Annotated in this window: 23 protein-coding genes; 13 read left to right on the forward strand and 10 right to left on the reverse strand. The window is 58.9% G+C overall.

All coding sequences use genetic code 11. The features are described 5' to 3' along the window. The first annotated feature begins 43 nt into the window (after positions 1 to 43). The 6 genes from H598_RS0118110 to H598_RS0118135 all read left to right on the forward strand — a co-directional run bounded on the left by H598_RS0118110 (position 44) and on the right by H598_RS0118135 (position 6,927). A complete protein-coding gene (locus tag H598_RS0118110) occupies positions 44 to 2,755 on the forward strand; it encodes a hybrid sensor histidine kinase/response regulator (protein ID WP_169629310.1) in 2,712 nt (903 codons plus the stop codon). A 130-nt stretch (positions 2,756 to 2,885) separates the two neighbouring features. After that, a complete protein-coding gene (locus H598_RS0118115; protein WP_028114265.1) occupies positions 2,886 to 3,326 on the forward strand; it encodes an Hsp20 family protein in 441 nt (146 codons plus the stop codon). Between the two features lie 181 nt (positions 3,327 to 3,507). Then, entirely contained in the window at positions 3,508 to 4,164 is a 657-nt protein-coding gene (rpiA, locus tag H598_RS0118120; RefSeq protein ID WP_028114266.1) for a ribose-5-phosphate isomerase RpiA, read from the forward strand. Positions 4,165 to 4,257: 93 nt separating this feature from the next. After that, entirely contained in the window at positions 4,258 to 4,806 is a 549-nt protein-coding gene (locus H598_RS0118125) for a glutathione peroxidase (RefSeq protein WP_051252849.1), read from the forward strand. Positions 4,807 to 4,899: 93 nt separating this feature from the next. Then, positions 4,900 to 6,336: a coniferyl aldehyde dehydrogenase gene (locus tag H598_RS0118130; RefSeq protein WP_028114268.1), complete on the forward strand. Its 1,437-nt coding sequence runs from the start codon at positions 4,900 to 4,902 to the stop codon at positions 6,334 to 6,336. A gap of 9 nt (positions 6,337 to 6,345) precedes the next feature. After that, complete coding sequence (locus H598_RS0118135) at positions 6,346 to 6,927, forward strand: TetR/AcrR family transcriptional regulator (protein ID WP_028114269.1); 582 nt, start codon at positions 6,346 to 6,348, stop codon at positions 6,925 to 6,927. Positions 6,928 to 6,931: 4 nt separating this feature from the next. Here H598_RS0118135 and H598_RS0118140 read toward each other — a convergent pair whose 3' ends face one another. After that, entirely contained in the window at positions 6,932 to 7,543 is a 612-nt protein-coding gene (locus H598_RS0118140; RefSeq protein WP_035416203.1) for a DUF2238 domain-containing protein, read from the reverse strand. 178 nt (positions 7,544 to 7,721) lie between these two features. Between H598_RS0118140 and serA the strand changes: the two genes are divergently transcribed. Continuing rightward, positions 7,722 to 8,951 carry a phosphoglycerate dehydrogenase gene (serA, locus tag H598_RS0118145; RefSeq protein ID WP_028114271.1) on the forward strand — a complete coding sequence of 410 codons (1,230 nt, stop codon included), beginning with the start codon at positions 7,722 to 7,724 and terminating at the stop codon, positions 8,949 to 8,951. 113 nt (positions 8,952 to 9,064) lie between these two features. Continuing rightward, positions 9,065 to 9,949, forward strand: a complete 885-nt coding sequence (gene ygfZ, locus H598_RS24905) for a CAF17-like 4Fe-4S cluster assembly/insertion protein YgfZ (RefSeq protein WP_035416206.1) — start codon at positions 9,065 to 9,067, stop codon at positions 9,947 to 9,949. 69 nt (positions 9,950 to 10,018) lie between these two features. On the opposite strand, the gene H598_RS0118155 is transcribed toward ygfZ, so the two are convergent. After that, positions 10,019 to 10,966: a DUF3187 family protein gene (locus H598_RS0118155; RefSeq protein WP_028114272.1), complete on the reverse strand. Its 948-nt coding sequence runs from the start codon at positions 10,964 to 10,966 to the stop codon at positions 10,019 to 10,021. A gap of 187 nt (positions 10,967 to 11,153) precedes the next feature. Between H598_RS0118155 and H598_RS0118160 the strand changes: the two genes are divergently transcribed. The 4 genes from H598_RS0118160 to H598_RS0118175 all read left to right on the forward strand — a co-directional run bounded on the left by H598_RS0118160 (position 11,154) and on the right by H598_RS0118175 (position 14,639). After that, on the forward strand, positions 11,154 to 11,354 hold the full coding sequence (locus H598_RS0118160; RefSeq protein ID WP_028114273.1) for a DUF4250 domain-containing protein: 201 nt from the start codon (positions 11,154 to 11,156) through the stop codon (positions 11,352 to 11,354). Positions 11,355 to 11,464: 110 nt separating this feature from the next. Next, complete coding sequence (locus tag H598_RS0118165; protein ID WP_028114274.1) at positions 11,465 to 11,728, forward strand: chaperone NapD; 264 nt, start codon at positions 11,465 to 11,467, stop codon at positions 11,726 to 11,728. Then, on the forward strand, positions 11,725 to 14,211 hold the full coding sequence (gene napA, locus H598_RS0118170) for a nitrate reductase catalytic subunit NapA (protein ID WP_028114275.1): 2,487 nt from the start codon (positions 11,725 to 11,727) through the stop codon (positions 14,209 to 14,211). The genes H598_RS0118165 and napA overlap by 4 nt, the downstream gene beginning before the upstream one ends. A gap of 11 nt (positions 14,212 to 14,222) precedes the next feature. Continuing rightward, positions 14,223 to 14,639 carry a nitrate reductase cytochrome c-type subunit gene (locus tag H598_RS0118175; RefSeq protein ID WP_028114276.1) on the forward strand — a complete coding sequence of 139 codons (417 nt, stop codon included), beginning with the start codon at positions 14,223 to 14,225 and terminating at the stop codon, positions 14,637 to 14,639. A gap of 55 nt (positions 14,640 to 14,694) precedes the next feature. Here H598_RS0118175 and H598_RS0118180 read toward each other — a convergent pair whose 3' ends face one another. From H598_RS0118180 to prfB, 5 genes are all read right to left on the reverse strand, one after another. Further along, the gene (locus H598_RS0118180; RefSeq protein ID WP_028114277.1) at positions 14,695 to 15,285 is read right to left on the reverse strand and encodes a glutathione S-transferase family protein; all 591 of its coding nucleotides are present in this window, start codon (positions 15,283 to 15,285) and stop codon (positions 14,695 to 14,697) included. Positions 15,286 to 15,324: 39 nt separating this feature from the next. Next, positions 15,325 to 16,068, reverse strand: coding sequence for a ferredoxin--NADP reductase (locus H598_RS0118185; RefSeq protein WP_028114278.1), 744 nt, complete (start codon positions 16,066 to 16,068; stop codon positions 15,325 to 15,327). A 101-nt stretch (positions 16,069 to 16,169) separates the two neighbouring features. Next, the gene (locus H598_RS0118190; RefSeq protein WP_028114279.1) at positions 16,170 to 17,438 is read right to left on the reverse strand and encodes a dicarboxylate/amino acid:cation symporter; all 1,269 of its coding nucleotides are present in this window, start codon (positions 17,436 to 17,438) and stop codon (positions 16,170 to 16,172) included. A gap of 511 nt (positions 17,439 to 17,949) precedes the next feature. Next, entirely contained in the window at positions 17,950 to 19,455 is a 1,506-nt protein-coding gene (gene lysS, locus H598_RS0118195; protein ID WP_028114280.1) for a lysine--tRNA ligase, read from the reverse strand. 15 nt (positions 19,456 to 19,470) lie between these two features. Next, a protein-coding gene (gene prfB / locus H598_RS0118200; protein ID WP_143026609.1) for a peptide chain release factor 2 occupies positions 19,471 to 20,569 on the reverse strand; the annotation gives its coding sequence in 2 pieces (ribosomal slippage) (positions 19,471 to 20,493 and positions 20,495 to 20,569; 1,098 coding nt in all). Positions 20,570 to 20,799: 230 nt separating this feature from the next. Between prfB and H598_RS0118205 the strand changes: the two genes are divergently transcribed. Next, the gene (locus tag H598_RS0118205; protein WP_028114282.1) at positions 20,800 to 22,275 is read left to right on the forward strand and encodes a Na+/H+ antiporter NhaC family protein; all 1,476 of its coding nucleotides are present in this window, start codon (positions 20,800 to 20,802) and stop codon (positions 22,273 to 22,275) included. Here the strand turns inward: H598_RS0118205 and recJ are convergent. The 3 genes from recJ to xerD form a co-directional block, all read right to left on the reverse strand. Then, positions 22,259 to 23,983, reverse strand: coding sequence for a single-stranded-DNA-specific exonuclease RecJ (gene recJ / locus H598_RS0118210; protein WP_028114283.1), 1,725 nt, complete (start codon positions 23,981 to 23,983; stop codon positions 22,259 to 22,261). The genes H598_RS0118205 and recJ overlap by 17 nt on opposite strands. A 79-nt stretch (positions 23,984 to 24,062) precedes the next feature. Further along, entirely contained in the window at positions 24,063 to 24,773 is a 711-nt protein-coding gene (gene dsbC / locus H598_RS0118215; protein ID WP_028114284.1) for a bifunctional protein-disulfide isomerase/oxidoreductase DsbC, read from the reverse strand. 88 nt (positions 24,774 to 24,861) lie between these two features. Further along, entirely contained in the window at positions 24,862 to 25,752 is an 891-nt protein-coding gene (xerD, locus tag H598_RS0118220; RefSeq protein ID WP_035416209.1) for a site-specific tyrosine recombinase XerD, read from the reverse strand. Positions 25,753 to 25,796: the final 44 nt, after the last annotated feature.

Here is a 25,796-nt window from a genome sequence, read left to right on the forward strand (position 1 = left end):
TATAGAAAGTTCTTCGACTTTTGCTGCTTGAGAAGGGATGCTCATGGCCGTCAGTCTGTCTTTGCGTGCGAAAATCCGCCTGTTGGTGGCCATACCGGTGCTGTTCTGCTCCATCATCTTTGGCCGTTACCTACTGTGGCAATACCAAGAGCTGCAGGACTTAAAGCAGATTGACGAGCGCTATCAGCTGATCTCCGATTTTCAACTGGGCATGTGCACCATGGATCAATTGCGTCAGCAGCTGATTCTGGCTCCTTCGGTCACCCACATGGCCACCCTGTTGTCCGACGCCCAACTGGCCAGAACCCGACTCGGCGACCCCGCCTTCAGCACCCTGTTTGAAACCAGCAGTGGCGATTTGTCCCTGCACCTCGAAGAGCTGGAGATGTTGATCGGCAGCCTGCCGGACCCGGCTCAGGGGCGGGATACCATCTGGGAATGGCTGACGCTGGTCAACGACTGGCAGATGGGCAGCCTGCGGCTGGTGGAATCCCTGCCGGTCGACGTAGAAAGCCGCATCGTCCGCGAAGGCATTCAAGCCTATAACCAACTGCTGTTTATGCAGGAGTATGCCCGCCAGGAGCAGGTGATCGTCAATGATGCCCTGCAACAGCAACACCTGCACCCGCTGATGCAGGCCCGGCTGGTTGAGCTGTCCTTGTTGCAACAGTCGGTTCTGGACAAATACCTGACCGTCTACGCCACCGAGGCCCAGATCAACCTGCTGTTGGATACCTTCACCGAAGCGGCGTTCACCTCGGGCAACGCCCTCAAGCAGCGATTGCTGAGCGGGGACTTTAGCGACAGCAGCGACCACAGCGCCACCGACAACCGCATGGAACTGCTCAGCCGAGTGCTGAACTCGGTACGCCAGGACATCGCCGCCACGGCGGCCTCGGCCTACGCGCACAGACAACAGAATTTCATCATCAATCTCACCATTTTGGTGTCGATGATGGTGTTGCTGATTTTAATGGCGATGCGCCTGTCCCGGCACCTTAACCGCGGCATCGAGGTGATCGGCACCACCATGAAAACCGTCGAGGAGAGCCGCGACTATGGCACCCGCATTCAACTGCCGGGCAACGACGAACTGACCCGCCTCGGCGCCACCCTCAACCGGCTGATTCAGGAGCGAGGCAGCTTCGAAGCCAGCCTGATTCAGGCCAAGGAAGAGGCCGAGCAGGCCAACCACGCCAAAAGCATCTTCCTGGCCAACATGTCGCACGAAATTCGAACCCCGCTGAACGGCATCATCGGCATGACCGACATCCTCAGTTCCACCAGCATGGACGGCGAGCAGATCGAGTACCTCAACACCATTCAAAACTCCTCGCGGGCGCTGCAGTCGATCATCAACGACGTGTTGGATCTGTCCAAGATCGAAGCCGGCAGCCTGGTGATCTCCCCCATCAAGACCAAGCTCAGCGAGCTGTTCTATGAAGTCGCCAGCGTCATCGCCCCCAAGGCAATGGAGAAACAGATTCAGTTCGATGTGGATTTCCCACCGGATTTGCCGTCTCACGTGATGATCGACGGCCACCGACTGCGACAGGTGCTACTGAACCTGCTCTCCAATGCCGTCAAGTTCACCAACGACGGCGAGGTACTGCTGTCTTGTCAGGGCCAGCGGCAAGCCGACAACATGGTGATGCTGACCATGTCGGTCAGCGACACCGGCATCGGCGTCGACGCCGACAAACTGGAGGACATCTTTCACCCCTTTAAGCAGGAGGACGGCTCGACCACCCGCCAGTTTGGCGGCACCGGCCTGGGGCTGAGCATCTGCCGCCAGCTCACCGAACTGATGGGCGGCGACATCGTGGTCTCCAGCACCAAGGGGGAGGGCAGCTGTTTCAGCGTTCGAATTTGCGCCGAAATCAATGCCAGTCCGGATGGGTATGGCAGCAACTTAAAGGGCACCAAAGTGCTGCTGCTCGACACCAACCTGAACTCGGCCAAACGCTACACCCGCGAACTCAACGCCTGGCACATGAGCGTCAACTACGCCAGTCGCCTGCAGGATGCTGAAACCCTGCTGAGGGACCACGACCATCACCAGTTTGATCTGATGATGGTACGTTACTCCAGCCTGAGCGACGGCTTGAATGATCTCAACCAACTGCTGACCCTGAGCCACCAGCCACTGCCGGTATTGGTACTCAACGATCTGTCATCCGGACTCACTCTGGGACAGATCAACGCCCCGACCCAGATGCTGATGACCCCGGTCCGCGGCGAGCGGCTGGCCAAAAACCTGCTGAAGCTGCTGAGTCAGGTCAAGCAGCCCATCCCCCACACACGCACTCCGAAACGGCGGGCCAGCGACGCCCCAGGGTACGCCAGGCACAGCCACGATGCCCACAATCAACTGCTGCTGGTGGAAGACAATAAGACCAACCAACGGGTGGCAGAAATCATCCTGAAAAAAGCCGGTTACCAGGTCACCGTCGCCGAAAATGGCCAGATCGCCACCGACTTGGTGCTAGAGCGGGAATTTGACATCATTCTGATGGATTGCATGATGCCGATAATGGACGGGTTCGAGGCCACCCGGCAGATTCGTCAGATCGAGGAGGGGCACAAGCGCCGCCGCGTGCCCATCATCGCCCTAACCGCCAGCGTCCTCGATGACGACGTTCGTGCCTGCTACGACGCTGGAATGGACTACTACGTACCAAAACCATTTGAAAAACAACAGCTTCTTAGCGCAATAAGCCGTCTCAATCCAGCCAATGCCGAGGCCGCCAACTAAAAAAATGTGTGCCAGGGCTTGAAAGCCGTTTCCCCAACCCCATCTAGTAAGTGTACCGGGCTGGTGCTCAATGGAGGCCAGTCCAAGGTACCGATACTTTCTATTTGTTGCTCAATTGAGGACACACATTATGCGTAGTTTTGATCTTGCCCCCCTGTACAAATCCGCCATCGGTTTCGAGCGTTTCGCCAAGTTAATGGACGAAGCCCAGCGCAGTGAAAACCAGAATGGCTACCCCCCATATAACATTGAATTGGTAGAGGAAAACCACTACCGAATCACCATGGCCGTGGCCGGATTTGCCGATCATGAACTGGCCATTGAAGTCGAGGGAGATACCCTACGCATCGATGGTACCAAGGCCAAAACCGAACAGAGCCGCCACTTCCTGCACCAAGGCATTGCCGAGCGCAACTTTAAGCGCCGCTTCAAGCTGGCCGACCACGTACAGGTCAGCAACGCCAATATGGAACACGGCCTGCTGCACGTGGATCTGGTGCAGGAGATTCCGGAAGCGATGAAACCGAAAAAGATCGCCATCAAGCAGCAAGGTCGTCTGGTTGACGCCTAAAACCTGACCCCATCGGGGCCGCTCCTCCCTGCGGCCCCGATAAGAAGGCTCACCCCAACCCCCGCCATTTGCAGCCACAACCACAAGTTTCCACCTCAATTCCCCTTTGTCTGTCAGACATCTATTTATCTCTGTGCCCTAAGGGAACTATAATTCGGGCAAACTTCCTGGAGATTGCCCCATGACACAAGACGAAATGAAAAAGGCCGCTGGCTGGGCCGCACTTGAATACGTAGAAGATGGCAGCATTGTCGGCGTAGGCACCGGCTCAACCGTCAACCACTTCATTGATGCCCTGGCCACCAAAAAATCCAGCATCGAAGGTGCGGTGTCCAGCTCCGAAGCCTCCACCGCCAAGATGAAAGCCCTCGGCATTCCGGTGTTTGACCTCAACAGCGTCGATGAACTGTCGGTCTATGTGGATGGCGCCGATGAGATCAATCCGCACATGGCAATGATCAAGGGCGGCGGCGCCGCCCTGACCCGGGAGAAGATCGTGGCCGCCGTGGCCAAAACCTTCGTCTGCATCGCCGATGGCAGCAAACAAGTGGACATTCTTGGCGACTTCCCTCTGCCGGTGGAAGTGATTCCCATGGCCCGCAGCTACGTCGCCCGCGAGATCGTTAAGCTGGGCGGTGACCCTGTGTACCGCGAAGGCGTCATCACCGACAACGGCAACATCATTCTCGATGTGTACAACATGAAGATCATGGAGCCGGCCAAGCTGGAAACCCAGCTGAATGCCATCGTCGGCGTGGTGACCAACGGTCTGTTTGCCGACCGCGGCGCCGACGTGCTGCTGCTGGGCACTCCGGAAGGGGTCAAGACCATCAAGTAAGCTCGAGCCGGTCACCTTCTGGGTGATCGGCTGCCACCCCCTCACCGTAAACGGTTATGGAATCCCGTTTTCAGGTCTACAAGGAAGATTGCGATGCGCACCCTAGTTTGTACCCTGGCTTTGCTTGCCAGCTTCAGTGTTACCGCCGCCAGCTGTCCGGACTGGCTCAACGTCAATAAACGCCGCCTGCACGACAAGGAGATGGTCAACCTGTGTGACCTGACCGCCGGCAAGCCGGTACTTATCGTCAATACCGCCAGCAACTGCGGCTACACTCCCCAGTTTAAACAGCTGGAATCGCTGCACAAACAATACGCCGATCAGGGCCTGGTGGTCATAGGCTTTCCCTCCGATGACTTCTTTCAGGAAGAGGATGACGAAGCCAAGACCGCCGAGGTCTGCTACCGCAACTACGGCGTCAGCTTTACCATGTTGTCGCCCATCTCCGTTCGTGGCAGCAGCGCCGATCCCATCTTCAAGGAGCTGGCTCGCCAGGGCGGTTCGCCAAAGTGGAACTTCTACAAATACCTGGTGAATCCCGCGGGACAGGTGGTGGATTACTGGGCGCCGACCACCAAGCCGAACGATGTGAAAATCGTCTCCGAGATAGAGCAATTGATGCACCCGCAAAACAGCATCTAACCTCAAACAAACCGAGCGCCTTGACGGCGCTCTTTTTTTGGACGATGATTAGACCGACCAATCAGTCGGCCAGCAATATATCGAGGAATCACCATGACCGAGCAACAACTCAATCAAGTATCGGATGATCATCAACGGATGCTGGATCGGTTTGCCCAACAGCGCGCGGCGTTTCAGCAGATGCCCATGCCCTCGGTAGAGGCTCGAATCCACAGCCTGCAACGGCTCAAGGCCGCCCTACTCGCCCATAAGGATCGCCTCTGTGAAGCCCTGAATCAGGATTACGACGGCCGCAGTACCCAGGACACCCTGATCTCCGACATTCTGCCCTGCATCATGAACATCAAGTACAGCTGCAAGCGGCTAAAAAAATGGGCCCGCCCCGAGCGCCGTCACGCCGGCTTACTGCTGTCGCCGGCCAAGGTCGAGGTGCATTATCAGCCCTTGGGCGTAGTGGGTATCGTGGTGCCATGGAACTTTCCGGTAATGCTGTCACTGGGGCCGCTGATCACCGCCATTGCCGCCGGCAACCGGGCGATGGTAAAGCTGTCCGAATTCACTCCCCACACCAACGCCGTGCTGGTGCAGATGCTGGCCAGCGCCTTTGACCACGACGAAGTGGCCTGCATCGAAGGCGATGCCAAGCTGGCGGCGCAGTTCACCTCACTGCCGTTCGATCACCTGCTGTTTACCGGCTCCACCAACATCGGCCGCCACGTCATGCACGCCGCCGCCGATAACCTGACCCCGGTCACCCTGGAGCTGGGAGGCAAGTCGCCGGTCATTGTCGGCCCGGACGTCGACATCGACAACGCCGTCGAACGCATGAGCTACGGCAAATGCCTCAATGCCGGCCAGATCTGTGTCGCGCCGGACTACGTGCTGGTACCCCGCGACAAACTGGACGACTTTGTCAGCAGCTATCAGAAAAACTTCTCCTTGATGTACCCCAAAGGGGTCCACAGCCGCGACTACGGCTCGGTCATCAACGACCGTCAGTATCAACGCCTGTTGGGACTGCTGGAGGACGCCACCGCCAAAGGCGCCACCGCCATTCCCTGCGCCGAAGGTCAGCACCGCGATGACAGCCGCCAGCGCCTCACCACCCACCTGCTGCTGAACACCACCGAAGAGATGACGGTGTTGCAGGAGGAGATCTTCGGCCCGTTGCTGCCGGTGATCCCCTACGACAGCATCGACGACGCCCTGGATTACATTCGTCACCGCCCTCGCCCATTGGCGCTGTACTTGCTCAGTTATGATAAAGTGCTGCAGCAAAAGGTCATCAGTGAAACCCACGCCGGCGGCATGTGCATCAACGACGCCCTGTTCCACGTCGCGGCAGACGACGCCCCCTTTGGCGGCATCGGCCCGTCTGGCATGGGTCATTACCACGGCATCGAGGGCTTCAAGACCTTCTCCAAGGCCAAAACGGTATTGACCCAGGGTAAGTTCAGCTCCGGCATTCTGATGCACCCGCCCTATGGCAAGTGGATTCAAACTCTGATTTTTAAACTTTTCCTACGTTAAGGAGACGGGGTGAGCGCGTCGAAACGTCAACAAATTCTGGATGCCGCATTGGTGTTGTTTGTGCAACAGGGGTTGGAGGGCGCGGCCACGGCCAAGATTGCCAAGGCCGCCGGAGTCGCCACCGGCACCCTGTTTCACCACTTTGCCAACAAACAGGAGCTGATCTCGGCCCTGTACCTGCAGATCAAGCAGCAGATGGCCGATACTCTGCCGCCACTGAACGCCGAGGCTCGAACCCTGGAGATGGCCTCGGCCATCTGGCAGGGCGCCATGAACTGGGCACTGACGCACCCGGATAAGATTCGCTTTTTGCTGGCCTATTACCAGTCGCCGTTTTTGACAGCCGAGGCCCGCAAAACCGCCAAGTTCGAGACCCTGGGCTTTGTGTTGGAGTTGCTGCAGATGGGCAGGAGGGAGGGCGTGACCGCCGACTATCCCGACGACCTGATGATGGAGGTGTGCCATACCCTGTTTATGACCAGTGCCGCCTACTTCATCGATCACCCTCAGCTCAGAGAGGATCCCGCTCACCAGCAGGCGGCCATGGCGATATTCTGGAATGCCCTGGCCAAGCCAGGACACCAGATCTAAGCCACTAGGACTTCAGGGCCGCCATCTGGGCATCGTGGCGCCCGGCCAGCAGTAACTGCGCCAGAATCGCCCCACACATGGCCCACATCATGTCGGACTGGGTGTCCCACTGATAGCCCTGAGTCCCGAGGAAGGCCTCCGCCGATTCACCGGTCCCCACAGCCACCCACCACTCGATCAGCTCATAGAAAGCCGACAGCGCCAGGGCAAAACAGACACACTGGAAGAACAACCAGCCTCCCATCTTAACCACTTGATTACGAACAAATATTTCCCGAGCCAACATCGCAGGGATAAAGCCCTGTGCCAGGTGGCCGACCTTATCGTAGTTGTTGCGCTGCCAGCCGAACCAGTCGCTGATGGTGTCGAACAGCGGCACCTCGGCGTAGGTGTAGTGGCCGCCGACCATCAGAATGATGCAATGCACCAACACCAGTTGGTACGCCAGCGGTGTTAAGGGGAAGCGCTTGAGCGTCGCCAGCAGGATGGCGGCACCGATCAAGGCTGGCAGCACCTCAAGGAACCAGGTAAAGGTGTCTTTCGGTTCGATGGCAGACCAGATGAGTACCGCGGAAAATATCGCGGCCCAGACAATTCGGGACAGGGTAGCAGTCATTAACACTATCTATTTATGCAATAAAATAATTGAACCTTAGTATAACCAGCAAATACGCTGTTCATAGAAAAAGGATTTAGGGTAAGGTAGTGGAATCCGCATTTTTGGCATAACTATTCACAGCAGCACGCCCGCGGACTCCAAGCCATCGTGACTTTCGCTGTATGGAAGCAGAACCATGAACCACTACTCCCTCGACAAAAGTAAAATCAAAATTCTACTGCTGGAAGGCGTTCATCCCCGAGCCATCGAGAGCTTTAAGCTGGCCGGTTACGATAACGTCGATGTCCTGAAAACCTCGCTGAGCGAAGAGGAGCTGATTGAGCGCACCCAGGATGTGCACTTTATCGGCATTCGATCGAGAACTCAGCTAACGGAAAAGGTCATCAACGGCGCGTCGAAACTGGTGGCCATTGGCTGTTTCTGTATCGGTACCAACCAGGTCAACCTGGAAGCCGCTGCCCGTCGCGGCATCCCGGTGTTCAACGCCCCCTTCTCCAACACCCGCTCGGTTGCCGAGTTGGTGCTGGGTGAGATCCTGTTGCTGCTGCGGGGCATTCCTGAAAAGAACGCCCTCGCCCACCGAGGCGGCTGGCTTAAGAGCGCCAGCGGCAGCTTTGAAGCCCGGGGCAAAATCCTCGGCATCGTCGGCTACGGCCATATCGGTACCCAATTGGGGGTGCTGGCGGAGAGCCTCGGCATGCAGGTGATGTTCTACGACATCGAAAACAAGCTGCCGCTGGGCAACGCCCGGCAGATGCCGTCGCTGCCGCAGTTGCTGAGCCAGGCCGACATCGTCAGCCTGCACGTACCTGAAACCCGTTCCACCAAGGATATGATCAACGCCGACACCCTGGCACACATGCGCCAGGGCAGCATCCTGATCAACGCCTCACGGGGCACCGTAGTCGACATTCCGGCCTTGTGCGCCGCCCTGTCCAGCAAGCGCATTCGTGGCGCCGCCATCGACGTGTTCCCGGTGGAGCCCAAGTCCAATGATGAAGAGCTGCTGACGCCACTGCGAGAGTTCGACAACGTCATCCTGACTCCCCATGTGGGCGGCTCCACCCAGGAAGCCCAGGAAAACATCGGCATCGAAGTGGCGGCCAAGATGGCCAAATACTCCGACAACGGCTCGACCCTGTCGGCGGTCAACTTCCCGGAAGTGTCTCTGCCCGAGCACACCGGCGCCAGCCGCCTGCTGCACATCCACCGTAACGTGCCCGGCATCCTGAATCAGATCAACCAGGCATTTGCCGCCAAGGAGATCAACATTCTGGCGCAGTTCCTGCAAACCAAAGGCGATCTGGGCTACGTGGTCATGGACGTGGCGACCCAGCATGCCGACGATGCCTTAGAACAACTGGACGCCATCGACGGTACCATTCGCGCCCGCATTCTCCACTAACACCATCCCCACGCTAAGTCCCTTTGCAAAATGGGGACTTAGCGTGGTTTTTTTCCCGCCCGCCATCACTTAAACTTAACCGCCATAACCGTATCCCTATTGTAGGACTCGCCATGGCGCAGCTTATTCCCCTTACCCACCTGGGTATTGTCCGTTTGACTGGTGATGACACCACCGCATTCCTTCAGGGTCAGCTGACCTGCAACATGAACCAGCTGGAGCCCACCCACTGGAGCTGGGGCGGCCACTGCGATCCCAAAGGCAAGCTGCTGGCCAGCTTTCGCATCTTCAAACGGGATGCCGAGGTACTGCTGATCATGCCGCGGGACCTGATTACGGTGGATCTGCCGCAGATGCAGAAGTACGCCGTGTTCAATAAGGTGGAACTGAGCGACATCAGCGACCAGTTGCCACTGCACGGGCTGCTGGGTAACGATGCCCTGGCCCAGGCCGATGCTCTGTTCCCGGGCAATGACACTCTGCGCCGTCTTGGCGACACTCAGCTGCTCAGAGACAGCCACAGCGCCCTGATTGTCGGTGCATTGCCCGATGCCCTGGCCAACCTGGATGCCGCTGACCTGTCTCATTGGCAACGCCACGAAGTGGCCCAGGCCTGGCCAATGCTGACCCAGGAGCACAGCGGCGAACTGGTGCCGCAGATGCTTAACCTGGACGCCGTCGGCGGCATTCAATACGACAAGGGCTGCTACATCGGCCAGGAAACCATCGCGCGCATGCATTTCCGCGGTGGCAATAAGCGCGCCATGTACGTCGCCATGGGGCCGGCGCAGGCGCTGCCTGATGACAGCGAACTGCAGATGGCCATCGGTGACAACTGGCGCCGGGCCGGCGTGGTATTGAACCAGGCACTGGTGGACGGCCAGCTGTGGCTGACCACCATATTGGCCAAAGAGATTGAGGCGGACACGCGTCTGCGTTTAGGGGAGGTCGAACTGACACTGCAACCTCGCCCCTACCCGCTGTTTGGCGACAGCTGAGCTCCAGCCCCAACACAGCACAACGCCGGCGATTGCCGGCGTTGTGGTTTCTAAGACACACCAAGGGTTTCAGAGCCGATGGCGGTAGCCCAGAGAAAAGGCGATGTCGGTGCTGTTGTCCATATTGAACACGTTCTCAATCATGGTGAATTCGATGGCGCCACTAGTCAGGTGGTAACGATACCCCAACAGAAATTCATGGGAGATTTCGTCCAGTGCATCCACCTCTTTGGTTTCACCGCTGTAGGCGTGGTACTCCAGCAGCAGGCTGTGTCTGGGGTTGAACCGATACTGGTAACTGCCCGCCAGCATCCAGGCCCAGTCACTGAGCTCCAGTCCGCCAGAGGTTTCGGCGTTGCTGCTGTGGGCGGTGCCCACGGTGGCATAAAACCCATGGTTGCCGCCGGCATCGTAACGATAATTCAGCTGCAGCACCTGCTCAAACGAGCTCACCTCAAACGGTCCCGACGCCACGTAGTTATAGAATAGACCGATCCCCGCCGACAGCGCCTGAGGGCCATCACGGTAAAGTTGATAGCCGGCGTAGCCACTTATCGCATTGTTGAGGGTCTCTCCCTTAAAATCCTCCAGCAATACACCGGGCGCTTCGATGTAGAAACGGTGTTTCGGCACGTCATCGCGGCCATTTTGCCCGAGGCCAAAAAAGTCATGAAACTTCTCGGTAACGCTGTCGAGGCCATTGTTGGCGGCGAAACGATACTGGTAGTTGAGTTCAAACTCCCACCGTTCGATGGGCGCAAACCGCACCCCAACATTGACTTCGTTATGATAGTAATCCATGACGTAGTCCGGGGTTTCGGCCCAGACACTGGCGATAGTGCCGTTCACCAGCCACTCCACCGTGCCGGTCTCCAGCACCTCGCCGCTGCGCAGCATCGGCGTGTAGTTCTGCGCTTGCAGTGGCGACTGGGCCTTCACAACCAGAGGCCCGTAGTCCTGAGCCCAACAGGGCAGGGACAGGCTCAGCAGTGGCAACAACCAGGCTAGTGTTCTCATCGGCTTCTCATTCCTTTGCGCTTCCCTAAGTCATAGTGCCCTGACGCTCTTGGGTTTTAAAGAGCTGATTTTGCAAAATAGATTTCTGATTCTGCTGATCATTTCCCGATCATCCCCAGCGCTGAATCATCCTCAGAAACTTGGTCTATAGTTAAGTCCAACCGGGCCATAAACCAGCGGAGGTCCCATGGAAATTGACCACCCGGAACGACTGGATGCCAACATCTTGCTGGGCATCGTCAATGAACGGCTGCGGCACGACTGCGACGACCTGGCCGCCCTGGAAGACGACCTGGGACTGTCCCGGCAACAGATTGAGTCTAGGTTAAAAACCATTGGTTTTCAGTATCAAGCCGATCAAAACCAATTCAAGTCATTTACAAAATAGGCCGGATACAGTGACCGAGATCGGCCATTTTGCCCGTTATTACTAAGGGGGTATTTGGCTGTGACGGTCGCAAAACCATACTGATTTTAAACCCGCTTTTGGAACGAGCCATGAGTCAGGAATACCACGTAGTCAGTCTGGCGGTTCACGCCAACCCTACCCATCAACAGCAACTGCAGCAGCAGATTGCTGAGGTGGCCGGCGCCGATCTGGTGGCGACCACCGACGACCACAAGCTGGTCGTCACCCTGGAGGGCGACAGCCGCCAGGCGGTGCTCAACGGCATCGAGACCATCAATCAACTTCAGGGCGTCATCTCATCAGCCCTGGCCTATCACCAAGTCGAACAGTTCGAAGACGAGGACACTGCATGAGCATCAGCCGTCGTAAATTTCTAAAGGCCAACGCCGCCGTTGCCGCCGCCACCGCCGTCGGCGCCACCCTGCCGGTCAAGGTGGTCGAAGCCGCTACCGAAGCCAACCAGGAGATCAAGTGGGAGAAAGCCGCGTGTCGCTTCTGTGGCGTCGGCTGCTCGGTCATGGTGGGCACCAAGAATGGCCGCGTCGTGGCCTCTCAGGGCGATCAGGAAAGCCCGGTCAACAAGGGCCTGACCTGCATCAAGGGCTACTTCCTGCCCAAGATCATGTACGGAGAGGATCGTCTGAGCCAACCGCTGCTGCGCATGAAAAATGGCAAGTTCGACAAATCCGGTGAACTGACGCCCATCAACTGGGATCAGGCATTTGATGTGATGGCCGATAAATGGAAAACCGCCCTGAAGGCCAAAGGCCCAACCTCGGTGGGCATGTTCGGATCCGGTCAGTGGACTGTCTGGGAAGGCTACGCCGCCGCCAAACTGATGAAGGCCGGCTTCCGCTCCAACAACATCGACCCCAATGCCCGCCACTGTATGGCCTCTGCGGTCGTCGGCTTCCTGCGCGCCTTTGGTATCGACGAGCCCATGGGCTGCTACGACGACATCGAACACGCCGATGCCTTCATCCTGTGGGGCTCCAACGCCGCCGAAATGCACCCCATTTTGTGGTCACGCATGTCTGACCGTCGCCTGTCCAATCCAGGCACCAGCGTGCACGTGCTGTCGACCTATGAAAACCGCTGTTTCGAACTGGCGGACAACAAAATGGTGATGAAGCCGCAATCAGACTTGGTGATCCTCAACTACATTGCCAACTACATCATTCAAAACAAAGCGGTGAATACCGACTTCGTCAACAAGCACACCAAGTTTGCCGAAGCCACTCCGGACATCGGCTATGGCCTGCGGCCTGAGCACCCGCTGGAGAAAAAAGCCAAGAACCCCGGCAACGGCAAGATGAAGGGGATCAGCTTTGACGACTACGCCAAATACGTCTCCAGCTACACCCTGGAGTACGCCCATCAAATGTCCGGCGTGCCCAAGGAGAATCTGGAGCAACTGGCCAAGGTCTACGCCGATCCAAACACCAAGGTGATGAGCCTGTGGTGCATGGGCATCAACCAGCACGTACGCGGCGTCTGGGCCAACAACTCCATCTACAACCTGCACCTGCTGACCGGCAAGATCTCCGAGCCCGGCAACAGCCCGTTCTCCCTCACTGGCCAGCCATCCGCCTGTGGCACCGCCCGGGAAGTGGGCACCTTCGCCCATCGTCTGCCCGCCGACATGGTGGTGATGAACGACAAGCACCGCGCCATCGCCGAAAGCAAGTGGCAACTGCCAGCTGGCACCATCCCGGCCAAGCCGGGCTACCACGCCGTCCTGCACAACCGCATGCTCAAAGACAGCAAGATGAACGTCTACTGGACCCTGTGCACCAACAACATGCAGGCGGGCCCCAACACCAACGAGGAAGCCCTGCCAGGCTACCTTAACCCGGACAACTTCATCATCGTATCCGACCCCTACCCAACGGTCACTGCCATGGTGGCGGATCTGGTGCTGCCCACCGCCATGTGGGTGGAGAAAGAGGGCGCCACCGGTAACGCCGAGCGCCGGACCCAGTTCTGGCACCAGATGGTTAAACCCCAGCCCGGTGCCAAATCGGATCTGTGGCAGATCATGGAGTTCTCCAAGCGCTTCAAGGTGGAAGAGGTCTGGGGCGATGAACTGCTGATGCAAAAACCGGAATACCGCGGCAAAACCCTGTACCAGGTGCTGTTCGCCAACGGCGTGGTCGACAAATACCCGCGCTCCGAGTGCAAAGGCCGCTACAACGATGAATCCGACGACTTCGGCTACTACGTGCAGAAAGGCCTGTTTGAGGAGTACGCCGACTTTGGCCGTGGCCACAAGCACGATCTGGATCAGTTCGACGTCTATCATCAGGTTCGCGGTAAACGCTGGCCGGTGATCGATGGCCAGGAAACCAAATGGCGCTTTAAAGAGGGCATGGACCCGTACGCCAAGAAGGGCTCCGACTTCGACTTCTACGGTAAGCCGGACGGCAAGGCGCTGATCATCGCCTCGCCGTACGAGCCACCGGTGGAGGAGCCGAACCAAGAGTACGACCTGTGGCTGTCCACCGGGCGAGTACTGGAACACTGGCACACCGGCACCATGACCAAGCGGGTGGCCGAGCTGGATAAGGCCTATCCTCACGCCAAGATCTACATGCACCCTCAGGATGCCAAGCAACGGGGCGTGAAACAGGGCGACGAAGTGGTGGTTTCCAGCCCACGGGGCGAAGTGCGCACCCGGGTCGAAACCAAGGGCCGCAATAAGCCGCCTCAGGGACTGGTGTTTATGCCGTTCTTCGACGCCCGTCAGTTGGTCAATAAACTGCTGCTGGACGCCACCGACCCGCTCTCGAAAGAGACCGATTTCAAGAAATGTCCGGTTAAAGTGGTTAAGGCGTAAGGGGAAGCACAATGAAAACAGCCATTATCATCACCACCCTGGTGAGCACACTGACCCTGGCCTTCGCGACCAGAGCCGCGGACGACGCCGTCACTCACTCCCTGCGCGGCGCCACCCCGGTGGCCGAACAGGGTGCGCCGGAGGCGGCGGCCCAGTATCCGAAAAAGGGCAAGTCCATCGAGCGGACCATGGCGCATCAGCCACCGCTGATACCGCACAAGGCCAGCTACCCCATCAACCTGAAGCGCAACGGCTGCGTCAGCTGCCACGCGCCGGCAAAGGCCGAGCGGATGAAGACCACCGCCATCGACCCCAGTCACTACCTGGGCGACGGCAACCTGGACAACCGCTTCTACAACTGCACCCAGTGTCACGTGCCGCAGGCCAGCAACCGGGAACCGGACGTCGGCAATAACTACCAGAACTGAGTGATACTCCAGTCTCATTCGGGCGGCCTTCGGGCCGCTTTTTTGATCCTTGCCGCTAATGCGGCCGGGTGGCGATCAGGCTGGGTCGATCCTTTACCGACTCCAGCCAGGTCTTGAGTCGAGGGTGGTGTTTGCGCCAGCCCAGGCCGGGATGACGAAAATCCAGGTACTCCAGCAGGCACACCAACTTAATGTCCAGAATCGACCACTCTTCCGGCAACAACGACAGCTGTGACGCCAGGACCGTGAGCCCCTGATGAAGGGTATCCCGGTGGCGCTGATTCCAGAATGGCGACGCACTGCCTTCATCTTCGCGGCTGTGCTCAATCCGCAGTGCCACCGCCGTCTCCAGCAGCCCCTGCAACAGTGCATTCATTGACTGGCGGCCCCAGTGATGGGCCAATGGCAGGAACAGGGTCTGATTGCCCCACTCGGAGTCGAAGTAGCGACAGATAACGTCGCTGTCAAACAGCACCTGACGATCACGAATGATCAGGAAAGGGATCTTTCCCAATGGGTTGTGCAGGCGAGTTTCGTCGTCAAACGGGCTCCAGCGGATCTCGTTAACGCCTTCCATCGCCAGCTCCCGCGCCACCACTCGTGCCAGGCGGGCAAAGGGGGAGGCATCGGAGTAATACAGCATCATCACACTCACCTCCGGCCACCACTTAAGGCGCAGCGGCCGTTACCAGTATTTTTCCATGGTGATCTGCCCCGGGGTCCGGCGCAGGTTCTTCCGCAGCTTCATCCCTTCCAGTACCGCCACGGTATCGCGAATCATGTCCGGGTTGCCGCAAATCATGACTTGGCTTCGAGACGGGGTGATAGGGGTATCGGCGTAGTCCTGAATCTTACCCTGGGTGATCAACTCCGGAATCCGTCCCTGCAGCATGCCATCGATGCTCTCGCGGCTGACCACAGGCACAAACCGAAACTGCTCCGGGCGGGCGGCTTGCAGTGCCCGAATCTCCTCCAGGTAGGCCATGTCTCTGAGTTCGCGCACCGCGTACACTAGGTTAAACGTCTCAAACTGCTCCCAGGTATCGTCGCACCTCAGCATCGACAGAAACGGGCCTACCGCGGTGCCGGTGGCCAGCATCCACATGTCGCGGCCCGCCGGCACTTCATCCAGCACCATGAAGCCGGTGGCTCGCTTGGCCACCATCAGCTGGTCACCCGGGTGCAAATCCTGCAGTCGCGGCGACAAACTGCCCTCTTCCACCGCCACCGCCAGAAACTCCAGCTGCTGCTGGGATGGGGCATTGACGTAGGAGTAGGCTCGCTGCACCCGCTCCCCCTCTTGCTCCAGCCCCAGCTTGGTAAACTGGCCGGCAACGAAGGGATCGGTGTCCGCCTCCACCTTGAGAGTGAACAGTTTGTCATTCCAATCAATACGCTCTACTACGGTTCCATTAACCCAAACGCTCATTCCATTGCCCCTGATTGCGCCGCATTATTGACCAGCATAACAGACTCCCCATAAAGAAAAACCCCGCACTGGCGGGGTCTTTAATCGGGCTCGAACCAAAATCAGGCCGAATGTTGAGGGCTGGCTTGTGGCTGAACCTCGGCCTCCGTCGCCGGTTCAGTCTTATCGACTATGGTCACCACGGCGGTATCGCCCACCACATTGGTGGAGGTCAGCACCATGTCGATGACCCGATCCAGCGCCGCCACCAGGGCAAAGGCTTCCACCGGCAGACCCATCTGGTGGATCAACACCCCAATCATCACCATGCCACCACCGGGAACGCCGCCGGCGCCCACAGACAGCAAGAAACAGGCGGTCACCAGCGACGGTAACTGCTCCATGGTGATGGGAGCGCCATAGGCGTTGCCCAGGAAAAAGGCCGCGATGGTGATGTAAATGGACACGCCGCTCATGTTCATGGTCGCCCCCAGGGGCACACCAAAGCCAGCGGTGGCCCGGCTGACGCCGATCTTATCGATCAGGGTACGCATGGTCACCGGAATGGTGGCGTTGGAGCTGGCGGTAGAAAAGGAAAACAGCACCTGCTCCTGGGTCTTACGACGGAACTCCGAGGCACTCATGTCGGTGGTCATCCCCACCACGGTCGGGTACACCACAAACAGCCAGAACAACAGCAACGACAGAATCAGCCCCAGGTAGCCCATCACCGACAGGAAGGTCTCCGCCTCCAGGGTCGCGCCAAGCTTCAGCATCAGGCAGAACACCCCATAAGGGGCCAGGCTCATCACCATGGTGATCAGGGTCATCATGATCTTATTGCCGGTGGCGAACGCTCGGGCCACCCCCTCTACCTCCTGACCCAGCTTCTTGATGCCAGCCCCCAGCAGCAGTGCCATAAAGATCACCTGCAGCATGTTGCCGGAAGCAAACGCGTCGATGGGGTTGCGAGGGACGATGTTGAGAATCAGATCGGTGATGTTTGGCAACTCGGTGGCCTTGATCTCGGCAGTGCCCATGGCCACCAGGTTGGCCCCGGCGCCCGGTTCGAACAGCAGCGCAATTGCCACCGCAGCGCTGATGGCCACCAGAGTATTGAGGATGTAAAGGCCAAAGGTCTTGCTGCCGAGACGGCCAAAGGCCTTGATATCCGGCAATTCACACACGCCACTGACGATGGAGAAAAAGACCAGCGGCACCACCAGCAGCATGATGAGGTTTACGAACAGTTGCCCCCCCATGCTGGCCAGCCCCACCAGGGTCTGCTGGAAAAAGTCGACGTCACTAAGCACGAACTGAATCAGGGCGCCGAGAACCAGGCCACTGAACAGGCCGGTAAAGATGCGTTTGGAGAGCGAGTGTGATTGCATGATGATTTCCGATACTGCCGCCGGCGTCCTGCTCGTTGTCACGGTGCCTTTCCCTGGTACCGTCACTGTTGGCATCGCATCATACGCCCCCTACCAGCGAAATGGCAGCGGTTGCCAGCTCGTTAACAGTTGATTTATCCAATTACAAAGGCAAGTTCAGAGAAAACATCCAGCGCAAAACCGGCAAAACCCCAGTTTCATCCGCCAACGTACCGGATTCAGCCAGCATAACTCACTAGGTGATCGAGATCACAAAATGACAAGTGCACTCAGAGGCACACTGCGCATAAATCCCATCACCTTGTTTTTTAACTGGCTTTAGGCTGATTTAACAGTGAGATCGTCGGCCTGGGCCAGACTTGGCCGCAGATAAGGCAGTAACAACTTGGAAACATTGTCAACATCGGCAGAGCTCAGGGCGACTGACGGTGGTGACTGCCGAATTATTCACCCATCAGCATAGATAAAAAAACCGGGCAGAGTGCCCGGTTTTTGTCGCTGTGCGAAATCCTTAGCCGTTGGACTGAGGTCGCATCGCCGGGAACAGAATCACATCGCGGATGGTGTGGGTGTTGGTGAACAGCATCGCCAGACGGTCGATGCCGATGCCCTGGCCGGCTGTCGGCGGCAAACCATGCTCCAGTGCGGTAATGTAGTCGGCGTCGTAGTACATCGCCTCGTCATCGCCGGCGTCCTTAGCGTCCACCTGAGCCTTGAAGCGAGCATCCTGATCTTCGGCGTCGTTAAGCTCGGAGAAGCCGTTGGCCACTTCGCGGCCACCGATGAAGAATTCGAAGCGGTCGGTAATGAATGGGTTATCGTCATTGCGACGGGCCAGCGGCGAGATGTCGGCCGGGTACTCGGTAATGAAAGTGGGCTGAATCAGCTGAGGCTCGGCGGTCTCACCGAAGATCTCCTCCAGCAACTGACCACAGGTCCAGAACGTCTCTACCTCGACGTTGACCGACTTGGCAATGGCCGCCATGTGGTCGCGATCCTGTACCAACTCGTACGTCAGCGCCTGAATGTCGGCGTGATCCGGGTTGTAGTGCTTGATGGCATCCAGCATGCTCATGCGGGCATAGGTACCACCGAACTCGACGGTTTCATCACCGTACGGCATGGAGCTGGCACCCAGCACCTCAACCGCAACGGCGTGCAGCATCTCCTCGGTCAGATCCATCAGATCGTTGTAATCCGCGTACGCCATGTAGAACTCCATCATGGTGAACTCGGGGTTGTGACGAGGAGACAGGCCTTCGTTACGGAAGTTACGGTTAATCTCAAACACCCGATCAAAGCCGCCCACCACCAGACGCTTCAGGTACAGCTCCGGCGCGATACGCAGGAACATCTCCTGGTCCAGGGCATTATGATGAGTAATGAATGGCCGGGCGGTAGCACCACCAGGAATCAGCTGCATCATCGGCGTTTCCACTTCCATGAACTGCTTGGACTCCATGAAACGACGAATGGCCGCCACCAGCTTGGAACGGATCACGAAGGCGTTGCGGGACTCTTCGTTGACGATCAGATCCACGTAACGCTGGCGATAGCGTTGCTCCTGGTCGGTCAGGCCGTGGAACTTCTCTGGCAACGGACGCAGCGCCTTGGTCAGCAGCTGGTACTCACCCATGTCCACATACAGGTCACCCTTGCCGGACAGGTGCAGCTGGCCTTTGATGCCGATGATGTCACCAATGTCCAGGCCACCGATGGCCTTCAGCTCTTTCTGCACCTCTTTGGAGGCGTACCCCTGGATGCGACCGCTGACGTCCTGAATGGCCAGGAAAGGACCACGCTTGGCCATGATGCGACCGGCGATGGAAACGATGTGGCCTTCCTCTTCCAGCTCGGGTTTGGTCTTGTGACCAAACTGAGCCTGCAGCTCGGAAGCCTTGTGCTCTGGGCGCCAGCTGTTGGGGTGGCCATTGGCAGGGCAATTTTCACGAATCGTAGCCAGTTTGGCACGACGTTCGGCAATCAACTTGTTTTCGTCTTGAACCTGTTCAGTCATTTTCTCTACTCAATCTTATAGGCCGGATTTCAGGCTGGCTTCGATAAAGCGATCCAGATCGCCATCCAGTACCTGCTGGGTATTGCGGTTTTCCACCCCGGTGCGCAGATCCTTGATGCGCGAGTCATCCAATACGTAGGAGCGAATCTGGCTGCCCCAGCCGATGTCGGACTTGGCGTCTTCCGCTGCCTGCTTCTCCGCGTTCTGGCTCTGCAGCTCCAGCTCATAGAGCTTGGCTTTCAACTGCTTCATCGCCTGATCTTTGTTTTTGTGCTGAGAACGTTCGTTCTGGCACTGCACCACGGTATTGGTCGGCAGGTGAGTAATCCGCACCGCCGATTCGGTGGTGTTCACGTGCTGACCACCGGCACCGGATGCCCGGTATACGTCGATGCGCAACTCAGCCGGGTTGATGTCGATGTTGATGTTGTCGTCGACTTCCGGGTAGGCAAACGCCGACGAGAAGGAGGTATGACGACGACCGCCGGAATCAAACGGCGACTTGCGAACCAGGCGATGCACGCCGGTTTCGGTGCGCAGCCAGCCATAGGCGTACTCGCCACTGAACTTGATGGTGGCACTCTTAATGCCGGCCACATCCCCTTCGGACAGTTCGAAAATCTCGGTCTTAAAGCCCTTGGCCTCCCCCCAGCGCAGGTACATGCGCAGCAGCATGTTGCACCAGTCCTGGGCTTCGGTACCGCCGGAACCGGCCTGCAGATCCAGGTAGGCATCGCTGCCATCCTGTGGCCCGGAGAACATGCGGCGGAACTCCAGCTTGGCCAGACGCGCTTCCAGCTCCTCGAGCTCGGACTGGGTCTCCAGGAAGCTGTCTTCATCTTCCTCTTCCACCGCCAGCTCCAGTAGCTCAGCCACATCTTCCAGACCCTGGTCCAGATCATCGATGGTTTTCACCACCTCTTCCAGAGCACCCCGTTCGCGGCCCAATGCCTGAGCGCGCTCAGGTTCGTTCCACACATCTGGCTGCTCCAGCTCGGCATTGACCTCTTCTAGACGCTCTTTCTTGGCGTCATAGTCAAAGGTACCCCCTAAGGAGATTTGTCCGCTCAGACAACTCCTTAATCTTGTTTTGAACCGGATTAATTTCGAACATTTCCGTCCTACAGATTGATGACACTATGCAAACCGGCAATTTTAACCGAAAGTCAGCGCCACTGCACCTATCGGGCCAAAGGAATTGAGCAGTTTTTATCCCGGTCAGCCGCCATCCCAATCGCAACCGGGACAGCTCATAGTGAATGGGTGAAAAAGCCAGCCGGCGCTGGCAATTGCCTTAACCCTTGGGGCATGATGGCAACACTCCAAAGGACGGCCAACAACGCAATGATATCCAAAGAACTTTTAAGCCTGATGCCGGTGCTGCTGACCATCTCCATGGCACTGCTGCTGCGCCGTACTCTGCTGGCACTGGGCAGCGGCCTGCTGCTGGCCGCGCTGATTCTGCACTGGGGCAGCCTCAGTGGACCGCTGCAGTACCTGGGCCATAACTTCATCGGCCAGCTGTATGCCGACGGCCAGTGGCAACGCTGGCATCTGGACGTCATCGCCACCATTGCGCTGCTGGGGGTGCTGACGCAACTGCTGGCCCGCAGCGGCGCGGTGGCCACCTTTGCCGACTGGCTGTTCCCCCGCATTCGCTCTCGGCGCCAGGCCAGACTGGCCGTGGTGCTGCTGGGATGGCTGGTGTTCATCGACGGCATCTTCAGCTGCCTGGCCAACGGCAACGTCAGCCGGCCGTTGAGTGAACGCTACCGCATTCGCAATACTCAGCTGGCTTACCTGGTGGACAGCACCGCCTCGCCGCTGTGCTCGATCCTGCCATTTTCCAGCTGGGGCCCCTACGTCATGACCCTGCTGGCCAGCATCAGCTTCCTGACGGTGCCGCCGCTGGCGGCATTTGTGACCATCGCCAGCTTTAATTTCTATGCCATCGGCACCCTGATGCTGGCACTGATTGTCGCCTGGACCAACCTGGGCTTTCGCGGTCCGTTGCCGGCACCGGTTACCAGCTCCGTCGAAGCGGCGCCAGAAGGCTCCCCCTGGTTACTGGGACTGCCGGTGGCGGTGTTGATTTTCGGCAGCCTGCTCCTGGCTGTTGTCTCCGGCGCCCAGCGCAGTGATGGCAGTGACCTGCTGCAATGGCTGGCCAATGCCGACATCGGCGGCGCCATGCGCAACGCCTGTCTGCTGGCGGTCGCCCTGGCACTGGGGTTATTGCGTCGGCGCAAGCAGTCATGGCCAACCCTGCTGGTCAATGCCGGCCATGGCCTGCGTAGCGTCGCGGTGGCGCTGGCAATATTGATGTTTACCTGGATGATTGGCCGCGCCATTGGCGACCTGGGTACCGGCAAGGTGATGGCAACCTGGGCTGCCGCTCACCTGCACCCCGGGCTGTTGTTGCCGGGGATGTTCCTGCTGTGTGCGGTCACCGCCTTCGCCACCGGCTCCAGCTGGGGCACGTTTGCCCTGATGATTCCCATCGGCGCCGACATCGCCCACCAGTTGCAGCCCGAACTGCTGCTGGCGGCGTTGAGTGCAGTCATGGCCGGCTCGGTGTTTGGCGACCACTGCTCGCCCATCTCCGACACCACGGTGCTCAGTGCCACCGCCAGTGGCTGCACCCCGGTGGATCACGTCCGCACCCAGTTGCCCCTGGCGCTGTTCACCGCCACCCTGGCCCTGCTGGGCTTCACCCTGGCAGGCCAACAGGTGTCACTGCTGATCATCTGGCCGCTGCTGCTGATTGTGATGCTGATGCTGAGCCAGCGACGGCGCAGCTCACTCAGCGAGGATCGATAAACTCCACCATCAGCTGAACGCTGTCGTTGCCGCGCCAGTGATTGACGTCGAGCCGGTACGCCAGCTCGACCCACTGCACCGCGGCATTCGGCCACTGCTTCAGGTCGACATTAAAGGCGATGGCATCCAGCTGCAGACTGCCACAGGCAGTCTCCACCACCATCTTCAGGTGTTTGTGCCCCACCAGGCGCTGATCCAGCAGCCGGAACTGACCGTCAAACAGCGGCTCGGGAAACGCCTGGCCCCAGGGGCCGGCTTCCCGCAGCACCCGGGCGGTCTCCAGGCTAAGGCTGGCGGCGGCCAGTTCGCCGTCGCTGAGCAGCTCGCCGGTTAACTGCGACTCATCCAGCAATTCATGCACGGCCTGGTCGTAGGCCTTGGCAAACGCCGGGTAGCTCTGCGCCTTCAGGCTCAGGCCGGCGGCCATGGCGTGACCGCCAAATTTGAGGATCATGCCCGGATTGAGGGTATCAATGCGCTCCAGCAGGTCGCGCATGTGCAAACCGGGAATGGAGCGAGCCGAACCTTTTAATTCACCCTTGCCGGCATCGGCAAAGGCGATCACCGGCCGGTGATAACGCTCCTTGATGCGCGACGCCAGGATGCCGATCACCCCCTGATGCCAGTCGGCCTGATACAGCGCCACCCCCCAGGGCAGGTCGTCGTCCCGCAGTTGCAACGACTCCAGCGCCTGCACCGCCTCCTGTTGCATCTCGGCCTCAATCTCACGCCGCTCGGCATTGAGGCTATCGAGACGGCTGGCCAGCTGCCGCGCGGTCACCAGGTTGTCTGCCAACAGACACTCGATTCCCAGTGACATGTCATCCAGGCGACCGGCGGCATTGAGCCGGGGACCAACGGAAAACCCCAGATCCGAGGCCACCAGCCGCTCGGCACTGCGACCGGACACCTCCAGCAAAGCGCTGATGCCGGGGCGGCAACGACCGGCACGAATCCGTTGAATCCCCTGCTGCACCAGCAGCCGGTTGTTGGCGTCCAGCGGCACCACATCGGCAACGGTGCCCAGGGCCACCACATCCAGCAGGGTCGCCATGTTCGGCACCGCAAGCTGCTGTTGCTCGAACCAGCCTCGCTGTCGCAGCTGTCCCCGCAGGGCCAGCATCAGGTAGAACGCCACCCCCACGCCGGCCATCGCCTTCGAAGCAAACTCACAACCCGGCTGGCTGGGATTCACGATGGCATCGGCGTCTGGCAGTCGCTCCCCCGGCAGGTGGTGGTCGGTCACGATCACCGTCATGCCCGCGGCCTTGGCGGCATCGACCCCTTCGTGGGCGGAGATGCCGTTGTCCACGGTCACCAGCACCTCGGCCTGCATCCCGGCGGCCAGATCCACCAGCTCCGGGCTGAGGCCATAGCCGTAATCAAACCGGTTCGGCACCAGGTAATCGATCTTCTGTGCCCCCATCATGCGCATCGCCATCACCGTCAGGGCACTGGAAGTGGCGCCATCGGCATCGAAGTCCCCCACCACCAGAATCGCCTGCTGGCGCTGCAGGGCCTCCGCCAGCAGCGTCGCCGCCGCCTCGGTGCCTTTGAGGGTGGCCGGATTCAACAGCCCTTTCAGCTCCCGCTCCAGTTCGTGACCGCCACTCACTCCACGACGGGCATACAGCTGGCGCAGCAGATCGGGCAGGTGGGCGGGCAGGTGGCTGTCATCGACAGTGGGGCGGCGAACAATCTTAGTCATGGGGCGCTACGTTCCGGAGTCTCAGCATGGAGGCAATAAAAAAGCGGGCCTGGGCCCGCTTCGGTCTGGGTATCTCAGCTTAACGGGTACTCAGCTGCATCTGCAAGCGTTCTGCCGGCAGATAACCGGGCACCAGGGTGCCGTCTTCCAACACCAGTGCCGGAGTGCCGTTGACACCGAAGGTGTTGCCCAGGGCGTAATGTTCGGCAATGGCCGAAGCCTTGTCGCAGTTGGCGGCCGGCAGCTTGTTGCCGGCTTTGGCGTCGCCCATGGCCGCTTTCGGGTCCTTGGCACACCACAGCTTCTCCATCTCCTTCCAGGCGCCACTGCGCTCACCGCCACGGGGGTAAGCCAGGTAGCGAATGGTAATGCCGGCATCCAGGTAGGACTGCATCTCGTTGTGCAGCTTACGGCAATAGCCACAGGTGGTATCGGTAAACACCGTCACCACGTGCTTCTCTTTTGGAGATTTGAATTCGATGGCGGTGTCGGCCACCTTCGCCAGCAACTCCTTACGGACGCTGGCCATGCGCTGCTCGGTCAGGTTGGCCATTTTGTTGTTCAGATCGTACACCTGGCCGTGAATCAGCTTGCTGCCATCTTCGGTGACGTAGAACAGTCCCTGAGGGGTCACCACTTCATACAGTCCGGCGATGGGGGCCGGGGCAATCGCTTCTGCCGGCATGCCCAGCTTCTGCTCCAGCGCCGCTTTGACTTCCGCTTCTCCCGCTGAGGCGGTACCCGCAACCAGTGCCAGCATACCCAGCAGAGAAAAAATCTGTTTTTTCATTGTTTATAAACTCCTTGATGCCACAGCAGTATAGACCGGGCCTAGTCAGCAGAAATTACAGTATGGGGATAGATTCGCCAAGCCTCATTCACCCTCTAGGGTGATGTTGCTCATGTATTTTTTGTAACCTTGCTTGTGCCACATGGGTGTAAATCTGGGTGGTCGACAAGTCACTGTGGCCCAATAACAGCTGCACCACCCGCAGATCGGCGCCATGATTCAGCAGGTGCGTGGCAAACGCATGGCGCAGGGTGTGCGGCGAGATGGACACGTCAATCCCGGCGCGGCTGGCGTACAGTTTAATCCGGTGCCAGAAGGTCTGGCGCTGCATCAGCAAGCCGCGCTTGCTGGGAAACAGCACGTCGGAATCCCGCCCCGCCAGCATCACCGGCCGGCCCAGCTTAAGGTATGCCAGCAACAGCTCCAGGGCAGTTTCCCCCAGAGGCACCAGCCGCTCTTTGCTGCCCTTGCCCACCACCCGCACCACCCCCTGGCGCAGTCCCACCTGCTCCAACTGCAACCCCACCAGCTCCGACACCCGCAATCCGGTGGCGTACAGCAGTTCCAGCATGGCGGCATCACGCAGTTCCAGCGGGTCGTCACGATCAGGCTCGTCCAGCAGGGCACTGACCTGATCTTCACTCAGGGTCTCGGGCAGGGTTCGGCTCAATTTGGGCTGCTTGATGCGGGTCATGGGATCGCGATCGCACAATCCCTGACGCAGGGCGTAACCGTAGAAACGCCTCAGGGCGCTGAGGCTACGGGCGGTGCTGGTCTTGGCCACCTGTTGCTGCTGGCGATGGGCCAGATACTGGCGCACCGGTTCGTCCGACACCTGCAGCAGCCCCAGGGAACGGTGCTGCAGAAACTCCCGGAATCGATTCAGATCACTGCGGTAGGCATTCAGGGTATTGTCGGACAGGCCCTTCTCGGCCCATAAGTGGTCTAAGAACCCTTCAATAACATCGGCATCAGACATGGTTAACACCTTGGATTACAAAGGTAAGCATTCCCCTTACCGAA

The organism is Ferrimonas kyonanensis DSM 18153, assembly GCF_000425405.1.
Classification (GTDB): domain Bacteria; phylum Pseudomonadota; class Gammaproteobacteria; order Enterobacterales; family Shewanellaceae; genus Ferrimonas; species Ferrimonas kyonanensis.